This is a genomic window from Micromonospora sp. WMMD710, assembly GCF_029626045.1.
GTDB lineage: Bacteria > Actinomycetota > Actinomycetes > Mycobacteriales > Micromonosporaceae > Micromonospora.
Genome location: NZ_JARUBD010000001.1, coordinates 1102294 through 1115088, shown reverse-complemented (window position 1 = coordinate 1115088; position 12795 = coordinate 1102294). Strand labels below are relative to the sequence as shown.

General features: G+C 69.3%; 9 protein-coding genes. 7 read left to right on the top strand and 2 right to left on the bottom strand.

What is annotated here, in order from left to right; translation table 11 throughout:
* Positions 1 to 9 precede the first annotated feature (9 nt).
* Entirely contained in the window at positions 10 to 822 is an 813-nt protein-coding gene (locus tag O7620_RS05135) for a hypothetical protein (RefSeq protein WP_278122065.1), read from the bottom strand.
* Positions 819 to 1322, bottom strand: coding sequence for a DUF6668 family protein (locus O7620_RS32045; RefSeq protein WP_347403754.1), 504 nt, complete (start codon positions 1320 to 1322; stop codon positions 819 to 821). Before O7620_RS32045 ends, O7620_RS05135 begins: the two co-directional genes overlap by 4 nt.
* Before the next feature lie 218 nt (positions 1323 to 1540).
* On the opposite strand from O7620_RS32045, the gene O7620_RS05130 reads away from it, so the two are divergent.
* The 7 genes from O7620_RS05130 to O7620_RS05100 all read left to right on the top strand — a co-directional run bounded on the left by O7620_RS05130 (position 1541) and on the right by O7620_RS05100 (position 12779).
* Positions 1541 to 3007: a glycoside hydrolase family 19 protein gene (locus O7620_RS05130; RefSeq protein ID WP_278122064.1), complete on the top strand. Its 1467-nt coding sequence runs from the start codon at positions 1541 to 1543 to the stop codon at positions 3005 to 3007.
* Between the two features lie 98 nt (positions 3008 to 3105).
* Complete coding sequence (locus O7620_RS05125; RefSeq protein WP_278122063.1) at positions 3106 to 3543, top strand: DUF4913 domain-containing protein; 438 nt, start codon at positions 3106 to 3108, stop codon at positions 3541 to 3543.
* A 5-nt stretch (positions 3544 to 3548) separates the two neighbouring features.
* Positions 3549 to 4319 (top strand): zf-HC2 domain-containing protein, encoded by a 771-nt coding sequence (locus O7620_RS05120; RefSeq protein WP_278122062.1) that lies wholly within the window; start codon positions 3549 to 3551, stop codon positions 4317 to 4319.
* 665 nt (positions 4320 to 4984) lie between these two features.
* Complete coding sequence (locus tag O7620_RS05115) at positions 4985 to 6382, top strand: endo-1,4-beta-xylanase (protein ID WP_278122061.1); 1398 nt, start codon at positions 4985 to 4987, stop codon at positions 6380 to 6382.
* Positions 6383 to 7006: 624 nt separating this feature from the next.
* Entirely contained in the window at positions 7007 to 7270 is a 264-nt protein-coding gene (locus O7620_RS05110) for a PAS domain-containing protein (protein ID WP_278122060.1), read from the top strand.
* Positions 7271 to 7524: 254 nt separating this feature from the next.
* Positions 7525 to 11442, top strand: coding sequence for a Pls/PosA family non-ribosomal peptide synthetase (locus O7620_RS05105; protein WP_278122059.1), 3918 nt, complete (start codon positions 7525 to 7527; stop codon positions 11440 to 11442).
* Positions 11439 to 12779: a M1 family metallopeptidase gene (locus O7620_RS05100; RefSeq protein ID WP_278122058.1), complete on the top strand. Its 1341-nt coding sequence runs from the start codon at positions 11439 to 11441 to the stop codon at positions 12777 to 12779. Before O7620_RS05105 ends, O7620_RS05100 begins: the two co-directional genes overlap by 4 nt.
* Positions 12780 to 12795 lie beyond the last annotated feature (16 nt).

The following is a 12795-nucleotide window of genomic DNA, read 5'->3' as shown; positions in this document are numbered from 1 at the left end:
AAGCGGTTTTCAGTACTTGTCGAGAGCGGCTGCGATATCCAGAAAAGTGACGATAGGACCAACCGCCACTGCGATGATGCAGGCGACAGCAACAATAATTACCTCCTGCCGCAGTTCGGCGGACCGGCCGGGATAACCGAGACGCACCTGCAGCGCCATCTGGGTGCCAATGAAGAGGAGCCCACCGACTCCGGCCGCCGACACGCACCACGCCAGCACGTTCAGCAGATTTACCAGTGCGGGTTTCTGATAAGCGCCGTCCTGCGCCAGCGGATTGAACGGCGAAATGCTCGGCTCCGGGAACACCGGAGGCGGCATGCCCGGATTGTCGCAGTCGAATTTACTCGAAATTGTTGCGCCGTTGATGGTGCAGTTGGCCGCACCGGTGGCTTCATAATGGTTGGTGTCTTGGCCGGAATCAACCTTGGCCCACACAAATATCCGGTCGCCCGGCTGGTAGGGAATATCAACGTCCCAACTCTGGGCAGTCAGTTTCTTGCCACCACAGTGCTGTTCGGGGGCGCTCGGCTCGAGGGACCAACAAAACTTCACGGTCGCACCCATTTTGTTCCTGAATTTCATGTGCCACATTGGATACCCGCTCGACGAAGTCGGCACCGGCTTCACCTCCGGCTCCGGCTCCGGCTCCGGGTCCGGCACCGGGTCCGGAGGCGGAGGCATAGCGAGCGACCCGGCCGCGGCCGCGAGGGTCACCGGTGCTTCCCGGCTGCCCGCGGATAGCCCTGCGGTCACGACCCAGACGAGCGCCAGCGTGGCCAGGGCGGCCGACAGGCGAGGCCAATTGATGGTGCCGGTCATCATTGCCCGCCAGGGTGGTAGGAGCCCAGCTCTCGGACCCGCCGCTCGAGTGACTCCACCTGCCGGGGCAACCGACTCGGATGCTGACCGAGCCGCCAGTCCGCAATCCAGGGAATCCGATGCACCGGAGCAACCGAACGCAGCAGACGGATCTGACTGACCAGGACCCGGGGCAGAGACCCGGGGGCATCGGCCACGGCGACCACGCCGATGAGTTCCATCCCGTCCGGGTGCCTACTCTCCCGCATGGCGTTCAGGGCACGCGACGCGGCTTGCAGGCCGTACGCATGCGTTCTCGCGACCAGGAAGATCCGCGCCGGCTCCGCACGGCCCGGCTGCGGCCATCGGCATCCAAGATCGGTCCCACCGAGCACATTCGCCAAGGTCGTCGCGCCGCATCCGCCATGAGCCGCGACCCAGCCCACGCCGGTCCGGCTCAGCCCGCCGCGCGGCTCCCGGCCCGAGTGTTCCCGGTCACCCGCGTCTCCGTCGGCCGCGGACATGGGGGCAGGCCGGTACACCCGCCGCACCCGAACGCTCATCCCAGTTCCCGCCTTGTCACCCCTGTGCCGTCAGCAACTCAGCTGACAACGGAGAAAAATCAAGACGGTTCACGGCGCCGTGCAGTGAACCACTGGCACCCTCGTCCGTTCCTTTGAGCAGATGCTGTCATCGGGGCCACCCCGGCGGCTGCCGACGATAGAGCCGACACGAGGGGCGGATGGCCAGCACACGCAACGCACGGGCACGGGCAGCAGCTGCCGACGTGACGCCGAAGCAGCCGGACGCCGGCCAGACCACCGGCATCATTGTCGCCGTCATGGCCTTCTGGCCGCTCTTCCTCGTCGCCCTGCTCTGCCTACTGTGCATCGTGTCGATCGTCGGAGGGTCGATAGCGCAGCACACTCCAGTCGACAGCCAGCCGGGAGGCAACTCGGGCGCCCTCGACGACGTGCTCAAGGACGACGGAAAGGGCACCCTCGACGAGAAGAACGTTCCGCTCCCCGACGCCGTGCAGGCACTGAAGGACGCCGGCGATGAGTGTGACGTGATCAGCCCAATCGTGCTCGCCGCCCAGATCGAGGTGGAGTCGCAGTTCCGGCGGGAGGCGGTGGGGCCTGACGGCCAACGCGGGATCGCCCAGATCCCGGACGACATCTTCGCGACGTACGGCAAGGACGACGACGGTAACGGCACCGCGTCCGTCCTGGACCCGGTGGATTCGATCCACGCGCAGGCGCGATACCTGTGCGCACTGAGCGACCAGGTCGGTGAGCTCATCGACAACGGTGAACTGACAGGTGACAGACTCACGCTGACGTTGCTGGCATGGAACGTCGGGATCGAGAGCATCAAGACCCTTGGCACCGTTCCGATCGGCCTCCTGGCGTACCCCTATGAGGTGCGTTCCGAGTTCGAGTCCTTCCGGAGCCATGAGACGACCCCCGCCCCGCCCCCGTCTCCCTCACCCGGCGGGGTTGGCACGGGCCCACCCGGCGGGGCTGGCACAGGCCCACCCGGCGGGGCTGGCACGGGCCCACCCGGCGGGACCGAAACGGGGACATCGCCGGCGAAACCGCCGTCCGGAAGCGGATTCGACGAGGCGGTCTTCAGGAAGATGTTCCCGAGAGCCATCCCGTTCTACAGCTACGCGGGATTGACCCAGGCGATGGCGAAATACCCGGCTTTCGCCAGCGGGTCCGGCGACGTCGGTAAGCGTGAGCTAGCGGCATTCCTCGCCAACGTGAACCACGAGTCCGGCGGCCTGATCTACGTCGAGGAACTCAACCAGAGCGCCTGGGGGAACTACTGCCAGACGAGCGCCCCGTACGGTTGCCCCGCCGGAGTACGGGCATACCACGGTCGGGGGCCCATCCAGCTCAGCTGGAACTACAACTATTATGCGGCCGGGAACGACCTCGGTTACGACCTCCTCCACCGGCCCGAACTGGTGAGCACGAACTCCACGGTTGCCTGGGGCACGGCACTGTGGTTCTGGATGAGGGGTGGGGGGTCGCCACACTCGGCGATCACCGGAACGGGTGGCTTCGGCGCAACGATCCGGATCATCAACGGCTATCTTGAATGCGGCGGGAAGCGGCCGGACGCGGTCGGGTCCCGGGTGTCCGCGTACCGGAAGTTCTGCGAGTTACTCGGCGTGGATCCTGGCGGAAACCTCACTTGTTGATCAGGCCGTGAACCATTGGCAACGCCCAGCCGTTTTCAACGTGAAGCCGAAATGAAGCTACCCACGCCACCCGATCTGGAGCAGGAGAACCAATCCCGATGACCACCGAAACGGAGAACGGCGCAACCTCCACATCGGACGCGCCGGTTCCCGAACCGCAGCCATTCTTCATTCTGTACCTGCCTGACCCGGCGTACTCCATCGAGCTGGACCTACTCGCTCGATGGGTGCACGGTCTGCTCCTGCCGGTCTACGGGCAGGAGACCTCGTCGGCGCGTCCGTGGTGCCCGCAGTGGTGGCAGCACATGTCTGCCGTCGGCAACCTGCACTCTCTGTGGCTCGCCTGGCAGACGTTGACCGGGGCCGGCGCCGAGGCCACCGGCCCGGCAATGTGGCATCGCGATTTCCTCGTGCCCATCATGGGCACTTTGCGGGCGCCGGACGGACCTTTCGCGGGCTGCAAGGCGGGTGCACATCGGCCGAAGGAAACGCCACCGATCGAAGCATTCGGCGCGCCGCTGCCGCTGGAGAGCTGAGCGCCGTGGGTGACGTTGTCAGCGACGGACCGCACGTTGCCGAATTGCTCGGGCCGTACTACGCCGACCAGCTCGACGCGGCCGACGGTGAACGCATCGAGAACCATCTGTCGGACTGCGCCTCGTGTCGCGCCGCCGCCGAGGAGGTCTGCGAAGCCCTCGTAGCGATCACGCTGCTCGTCGACGAGGACCGTGACGGCCTCGTGGAAGAATTCGGACCGCTCAGTCGGGGCGGACCCGCCCCAGAGCGCTTCATCCGCTTCTTCGCGCACGACATCGGGCACCTGGCCGGTTGGACCTCCGCCGCCGGGACGCCGCCTGGTACGAACCGGCCGTCGGCCTGGCGCCTACGGCTGCTCGTCCAGACCGGGCTGGTGCTGGTGCTGGTGCTGGTATCCGGCGGTTTCGTGCTCAACGGCCTCCTGGGCCGCCCCTCCGACACGGCACCGGAGCCGATCCCCGTCGCGGTGACGGCGTCGGCCTCGGACCGCTCCACCGGGGTCTCCATGTCGATCCTGGTGAAACCGACGACCTCCGGCACGTCCGTCGAGGCCACGGTCACCGGTCTGAGTGCCGCGACCGGCTACCGGATGTACGCGACGACGACCGACGGGGCGGCCATCCCCGTCGTCAACTGGACCAGTGAGGGCAAGGCCGAGAATGTGTTCGGCGACGTGCCGGTCGCCGTCGACCGGCTGTCCTTCGTCACCATCGTCCGCGCCGACGGCAGCGTCACCGTTTCGGCGTACCTGAGCACCACGCCGGCGACACGGTAGTTCGGCAGTACCGAAGCCGAGCGCGACAGCGTCCGGGCCCTTCTCGCCAGCTCCAACCTCGCCGACCTGACCCCGGCTGCCGTCTGGGTGGTCCACGTCGGGTCGGCGTCCAGCATGTACCGGTTGCCGCCCGAGAGGTCCCAGCATTATTTGATCTTGCGCGCGACAGGGCTCCCGAACCCGAATCGTCTGATCCGTAACGGGCCCGAAACTACCGGTTGAAAATCCTGGAACTTTCTGCCAGCCTGAGAGCCATCGATCGGTGTGAACGTTAAAAAGATCCTTTCGACACCGGAGGCGCCTCACCTGACCGTCAGGCCCGTCACCGCCAGGGTGACCACGTCCACCACCTGGAGAGCGCAGCGCCCGCAACCACGTCCCGGCGGGCGACCGAGCCGACTCATCAGCACCATCCACCCCCTGATCAGGCGGCTCCACCCAACTCCCCTCCGGGTGGTCGCCGGACGTGGACCCCGACCCGATCGGGCGCACTCAGCAGCGTGGCCGCAGATCCGAGCAGGGCATCCACCCGAAACCCCCGACAGAGACCGCCCCACCCCCACCACTGGAGGATCAGCATGATTTCCCGTTCCCGTCCCCCCGGGCGTACCCGTCTACGAACACTCACTATTTCCGGAACGGCCGCGATAGTTGCGGCCCTTGTCGTGTCGCTGCTGCCCAATCTCGCTCAGGCCGCCGAGACGACTCTCGGTGCCGCCGCGGCGCAGTCCGGCCGGTACTTCGGTGCCGCCGTCGCCGCGAACAAGCTCAGCGACAGCGCGTACACGACGATCCTGAACCGCGAGTTCAACGCCATCACGCCCGAGAACGAAATGAAGATCGACGCGACCGAGCCGCAGCAGAACAATTTCACGTTCAGCAACGCGGACCGGATCGTGAACCACGCCCTCTCGCGAGGTTGGAAGGTCCGCGGCCACACCCTGGCCTGGTACTCGCAGCAGCCGGGCTGGATGCAGAGCATGGAGGGCACCGCGCTGCGCAACGCGATGCTCAACCACATCAACCGGGTGGCCGGTTACTACCGGGGCAAGATCTACTCGTGGGACGTGGTGAACGAGGCTTTCGAGGACGGCAACAGCGGTGCCCGTCGTAACTCGAACCTGCAGCGCACCGGCAACGACTGGATCGAGGCGGCGTTCCGCGCCGCCGACGCGGCGGACCCGGACGCGAAGCTCTGCTACAACGACTACAACACCGACAACTGGACCTGGGCCAAGACGCAGGCCGTGTACAACATGGTGCGCGACTTCAAGTCTCGTGGCGTACCGATCGACTGCGTGGGGTTCCAGTCGCACTTCAACCCCAACTCGCCGTACAACAGCAACTACCGCACGACGCTGTCCAGCTTCGCCGCCCTCGGGGTGGACGTGCAGATCACCGAGCTGGACATCGAGGGCTCCGGCACGACGCAGGCCAACACCTACCGCAACGTGGTCAACGACTGCCTGGCCGTGGCTCGCTGCAACGGGCTCACCGTGTGGGGGGTGCGGGACTGCGACTCGTGGCGCTCCAGCGGCACTCCGCTGCTCTTCGAGTGCAACGGCACCAAGAAGGCTGCCTACACGGCCACCCTGGAGGCGCTGAACAGCACCGGTCCCGGCCCCACGCCCACGCCCACCACGCCGACCCCCACCCCCACCCCCACCACCCCACCCGGCTCCGCCAGCGAGATCGTGGGCGCGCAGTCCGGCCGGTGCATCGACGTGCCCAACGCCTCCCGCACCAACGGCACCCGTGTCCAGCTCTACGACTGCAACAGGCAGACCAACCAGTCCTGGACCTACACCTCCGGCAAACAACTACAGGTGTACGGCAGCATGTGCCTGGACGCGGCAGGCTCCGGCAACGGCGCCGCCGTCCAGATCTACAGCTGCCACAGCCAGACCAACCAACAATGGAACATCAACTCCAACGGCACCATCACCGGCGTGCAGTCCGGACGATGCCTGGACGTCTGGAGCACCACCAACGGAGCACAGGTCCAGCTGTACGACTGCAACGGACAGGCCAACCAGCAGTTCAGGCTCGCTTCCCTCACCTGAGGATCACGACCCGACGAACACACCCGTCCAACGGCGCTGCATCTGGCTCACCAACAACCACTGACGCGCGGGACGCACCAACGGGGGCCCCGTGACCGACCGCCTCGGCTCCGGCCGGGGCGGTCGGCTCGACCCTCCGTTTCCGCTCGGCGTGGGACAGCCGGACCGATGTCCGACTCGGGTTAACTCCGCAGTGGATGGCACATCGAGGCGTGCGGGGAATCGGACCCCGGTGCGCGGCTTTACAGGCCCACCCAACCTCACCAACGGTGGCGTGCTCCCCTGGGGTGACTCATGGGAACCGACCCCACCTCCGGCAGTCACAACGTCAGCCATTCGGCCAGTGCCCGCGGCAGGTGACACCATCGGTCACTCCCGGATCCGGCGACGAGAGGCGAAACGAAAAGATGCCCGCAGAATCAGGTCAGACGCCTCCTGCCGCTGAGGGTCCGGCCACTGCCGGGCGAGCAGCGGAGGAGGATCTGCGGGCACTGTTCGGGCAGTCCATCGCCGTTTTCGCGTCGCTGGCGGGACCGTCGCACCTGGTGGAGACGGCGAACCCGGGCGCTCTTCGCCACTCTCGTCGAAGAGCCTGCCCGCGTCGGGGTCGCGCTCGCCGAACTGATGCCTGAGCTGGCCGATCAGGGTTTCATCGCTCGACTCGATCAGGTTTACCGCACGGGTGAGCCCTACACCGACCGTGACGTCCGGGTCAGGCTGGGCAGCGGCCCGCAGGCGCGGGAGGCGTTCTTCGACTTCACCTACGAGCCCCGCCGAGCCGCCGACGGCAGCATGGCCGGAATCCGCGTGATCGGCGTGGAGACGACACAGACCAAGCATGCCCAACGGCTGATGACCGAACACCGCGCCCTGCGAGCGCAACCTTGACCGGCGGGCCAACTACGCCCGCTGGATCGAGTACTCCGGTCGGCCGTCACCGCCGGCCGCCCAGCACGACGCGAGCATGGCGGTCACGACCATCAGGTGTCCCCGGAACACAGCGGTGTGGTGGTGGACACGAACGCTCGGCTCCGTCGTCAGATGCGGCCGGTGCGACGTAGCGTTGACGGCTGGCCAGGGCAGGTCCGCGTTCCGCACGCCTGGTTGACGCCAATCCGCGAGGTGAAGATGGTGAACACCCGGTGCCCGTGACGAGTGGCCCGCAGATGGTCGCGCTTCCGCCGGCGGCGACCGTACCGGCGCACCCGGCGGTGTTCCGCTCCCCCTCGACCCCGGCCCGCCGCACGCTTGTCGACATTCTCGACGACTCCGTGCGCGCGCACGGCGACGCGGTTGCGATCGACAACGACGGCACGGCACTGACGTACCGCGACCTGGCCGGTGAGGTCGAGGCCGTCCGGAGTTCGCTGGCCGGGCGCGGCATCGGTGTCGGTGACCGGGTGGGCATCCGGATCTCATCCGGTACGGCCGAGCTGTACCTGGCGATCCTCGGCGTTCTCGCGGCGGGTGCGGCCTACGTGCCGGTCGACGCGGACGATCCCGAGGAACGCGCCGAGCTCGTCTTCGCCGAGGCGGGGGTCGTCGCGGTGCTCGGTGACGGGCTGGCGGTGTCGCTCCGTCGTACCCCGGGGGGTCGCACGGGCCGACCTGATCCCGACGACGACGCCTGGATCATCTTCACCTCCGGTTCTACGGGCACCCCGAAGGGTGTGGCCGTCAGCCACGGCGCGGCGGCGGCTTTCGTGGACGCCGAGGCGCGGTTGTTCCTCGCCGACGAGGCCAGCGAGGCGATCGGTCCGCAGGACCGGGTTCTGGCCGGGCTGTCGGTGGCGTTCGACGCGTCCTGCGAGGAGATGTGGCTGGCGTGGCGGCACGGCGCGTGTCTGGTGCCGGCCGCGCGGTCACTCGTCCGCAGCGGCGTCGACCTCGGGCCGTGGCTGGCCGAGCAGCGCATCTCGGTGGTGTCGACGGTGCCGACACTCGCCGCGCTGTGGCCCGTCGAGGCGTTGGAGGAGGTCCGGCTGCTGATTTTCGGTGGCGAGGCCTGCCCACCGGAGCTGGCGCAGCGCCTGGCCGTCGAGGGACGCGAGGTCTGGAACACCTACGGACCAACCGAGGCGACGGTGGTCGCCTGCGCCGCGCGGATGACCGGCGAGGGACCGGTACGCATCGGGCTGCCGCTGGCCGGCTGGGAGCTCGCCGTGGTTGACGCCTCCGGCGCTCCGGTCGCCATGGGTGAGACCGGCGAGCTGGTGATCGGCGGGGTGGGGCTCGCCCGCTACCTGGACGTGGGCAAGGACGCCGAGAAGTTCGCGCCGCTGCCCGCGCTCGGCTGGCAGCGGGCGTACCGCAGCGGTGACATCGTCCGGGCGGAGCCCGAGGGGCTCCTGTTCGTCGGCCGCGGTGACGAGCAGGTCAAACTTGGCGGACGCCGGATCGAGCTCGGCGAGATCGACGCCGCACTGCAGGCGCTGCCCGACGTCGCCGGTGCCGCCGCGGCGGTGCAGCGCACCGCCGCGGGCAACCAACTGCTGGTGGGGTACGTGGTCCCGCGTGACGGCGTCACGTTCGATGCCGCGGCGGCGGCGCTGCGGATCCGTGAGCAGCTGCCGGCGGCGCTCGTGCCGCTGCTGGCCACGGTGGAGGCACTGCCGACCCGGACATCCGGCAAGGTGGATCGGGCCGCGCTGCCCTGGCCGCTGGCCACCGGGCAGGACACGGCGGGTGAGCTGACCGCGACGGAGGAGTGGCTCGCCGGCGGTTGGGCCGAGATCCTGGGCGTACGCCCCACCGAGGCGGACGCGGACTTCTTCACCCACGGCGGCGGCAGCCTGAACGCGGCGCAACTGGTGGCGTGGATCCGGCGCCGGTACCCGCGCGTCTCGGTGGCCGACATCTACCTTCACCCGAAACTGTCGCGGCTCGCGGCCGTGCTCGACGCGCTCGACACCACCGAGGCGAAGCGCCGGGAGGTCCGGCCGACGCCACGGCGTGCCGGGCTGATCCAGGCCGCGATGATGGTTCCGATGCTGGCGCTGGTCGGGCTCCGCTGGCTGACCGTCCTCGCGGCCCTCGGCACGGTCCTCGGCCGGTTCGCTCCGGCACCCTGGGCGCCGGTTGTGTCCTGGTGGTGGGTGGCGCTGGGCTGGCTTGTGCTGTTCAGCCCGCCGGGCCGGATCGCCATGGCCGCCGCAGGAGCTCGCCTCCTGCTGCGCGGGGTACGCCCCGGCAGCTACCCGCGCGGTGGCGGCGTCCACCTGCGGCTGTGGGCCGCCGAACGCCTCGCCGAGCTGACCGGCGCCACCAGCGTCGCCGGGGCATCCTGGATGACCATCTACGCCCGGGCTCTCGGCGCGCAGATCGGGGCCGACGTCGACCTGCACTCCGCGCCGCCGGTGACCGGCCTGCTGAAGCTCGGCCGCGGCGCGGCGATCGAGCCGGAGGTCGATCTGTCCGGCCACTGGGTCGACGGCGATGTCGTCCGCATCGGCAGGGTTCGCGTCGGTGCCGACGCCCGGGTCGGGTCTCGCAGCATCCTGATGCCGGGCGCTCGGATCGGCAAGGGCGCCCGCGTCGCCGCGGGCTCGACGGTGGCCGGCGCCGTACCGGCGAATCACCACTGGGCCGGCTCACCGGCGGCAGCCGCGGCCGACAAGGATTCGGACGGGTGGCCGGGGCAGCGTCCCCCCCGATCGCGCACGGGGGCACGCCTCTGGCCGCTCGCGTACGGGATGACCGCCCAGTTGCTGGCGCTGGTCCCGATCGTGGCCGCCCTGCCGGCACTCGCCCTGCTCGGCTGGACGTTCGCCGTCCGGCCGGCGGTCGGCGCTGTGCTGGCCGCCGTCGCGGTGGCGACCGTCGTCTACGTCGTGGGCTACGCGCTGCTGGTACTCGGGCTCGTCCGGACGCTCAGCATCGGCCTGCGCGCCGGGTATCACGCTGTGCAGGGGCGGGTGGCGTGGCAGGTCTGGACGACCGAGCGGCTGATGGGGATGGCCCGGGTCGGGCTGTTCCCGCTCTACGCCAGCCTGTTCACACCGGTGTGGTTGCGGCTGCTCGGCGCCAAGGTGGGGCGCGGGGTGGAGGCGTCCACCGTGCTCGCACTGCCGGCGATGACCACGGTCGCCGACGGGGCCTTCCTGGCCGACGACACCATGGTCGCGACCTACGAGCTGAGCCACGGGTGGCTGCGGGTAGCCCCGGCCCGCATCGGCAAGCAGGCATTCCTCGGCAATTCGGGGATGGCCGCACCCGGGCGCTCGGTGCCGAAGCGCGGCCTCGTCGGTGTGTTGTCGTCGGCGCCGTTCAAGGCGAAGAAGGGCTCGTCGTGGCTCGGCGCACCGCCGATGCCGCTGCGCCGTACCGTCCAGGCAGCCGACACCAGTCGCACCTTCGACCCGCCGGTCCGGCTGAAGCTCGCCCGGGCTGCGATCGAGCTGTGCCGGATCGTGCCGATGATGTGCGCCGGCGCCCTGGCGATCGGCGTCCTGGCCGTCCTCGCGCTCGTGTGGAGGGCCGCCGGGTGGTGGGCCGCCCCGCTCGTGGCCGGACCGGTGCTGCTGGGTGCGGCGATCGTCGCCGCCGCCGTCGCGACGGCCGCGAAGTGGCTGCTGGTCGGGCGCTTCCGAGTCGCCGATCGGGCGCTGTGGACATCCTTCGTGTGGCGCAACGAGCTGGCCGACACGTTCGTCGAAGTCCTCGCCGCGCCGTGGTTGGTCCGCTTCGCGACCGGCACGCCACTGCTCGCGGCGTGGCTGCGCACGCTCGGTGCGAAGATCGGCCGGGGCGTCTGGTTGGAGACCTACTGGCTGCCCGAGTACGACCTGGTGCGGCTGGGCGATGGCGCGACGGTGAACCGCGGTTGTGTGGTGCAGACCCATCTGTTCCATGATCGTGTGATGAGCATGGACGAGGTGACACTGGGCGCGGGAGCGGCGCTGGGCCCGCACGGCATCGTCCTGCCGGGGGCGAGCATCGGCGCGCGGACCACCGTCGGGCCCGGTTCGCTGGTGACCCGCGGCGACGCCGTGCCGTGCGACAGCCGGTGGTTGGGTAACCCGATCACCACCTGGCCGGCGCCAGCGGCACGGTCGGCGTGAATCCGAAGGCGTCGGCGTCGAGCGGCGCAACGCCCGGTGCCGCTCGCTCCGGCGACTCCTACCTGCCGGAGCACGGCAACGGCGGCTACCGGGTGCTGCACTACGACCTCGACCTGCACTACCGGGTCGTGTCGAACCGCCTTGCCGGCCGGGCCGACCTCAGCGGGGTGGCCGTGCAGTCGCTGTCGCGGTTCACCCTCGACCTCGGTCGGCTCCGCGTCCAGGACGTCCGGGTGGACGGGCGCCCGGCGAAGTACCTGCACCGGCCGGACAAACTTCAGATCAAACCCGAGCGGCCGATCGGCGCCGGGGACACGTTCCGGGTGGAGATCCGGTACGCGGGAAAGCCGGTGCCCATCTCCGGCCGGTGGGGCGAGATCGGGTGGGAGGAACTCACCGACGGGGTGCTCGTGGCCAGCCAGCCGAACGGATCGCCGTCCTGGTTCCCGTGCGATGACCAGCCCGGTGCCAAGGCCACCTTCCGGGTGGCAGTCACGACCTCCTCTCCGTACACCGTGCTGGTGACCGGTGATCCCGTGCTCCAGCGGCGGGGCGCGGGCGACACGACCTGGGTGTACGAGCGCCGCGAGCCCACCTCGCCGTACCTGATGAGCGTTCAGATCGGACGCTACGAGATGCTGGATCTGGGTGGTGGTGCGGTGGTGCAGCGAGCCGCGATCCCACCTGCGCTGCGCCGGAACGCCGCCCACGACCTCAGCCGGCACGACGAGATCATGACGACGCTCCAGCGGTTCTTCGGGCCGTACCCATTCCGGGAGTACGTCGTCGTGGTCGCCGACGACGACCTCGACGATCCCGTCGAGGCGCAGGGCATGGCCGTCTTCGGGCGCAACCACGTCGACGGGCGGCGCACGCACGAGCGGCTCGTCGTCCATGAGCTGGCCCACCAGTGGTTCGGCAACAGCCTCACGGCGGCGGACTGGCGGCACATCTGGCTCAACGAGGGCTTCGCCACCTACGCCGAGTGGCTGTGGTCCGGCGTCGGCGGCAACCTTCCGACGGACGCCGTGGCCGCCCAGTGGTACGCCTGGGTCGCGGCCCGGCCGCGCAGGGTCGTCGTCGCGGATCCCGGCGTCGACCGGATGTTCGACCCGCTGGTCTACAAGCGCGGCGCGCTCACGGTGCACGCCCTGCGGAAGAGGGTCGGCGACGAGGCGTTCTTCACGCTCCTGCGAGCCTGGGTCGCCGAGCACCAACACGCGACGGTGACGACCGAGCAGTTCCGGCTGCACGCCCAGCGCTTCACCCGCGAGCCCCTGAGTGAGCTGTTCGAGACCTGGCTGGACAGCCCGACACTGCCCCCACCACCTCTCTGACCCGGACGGGACGCGA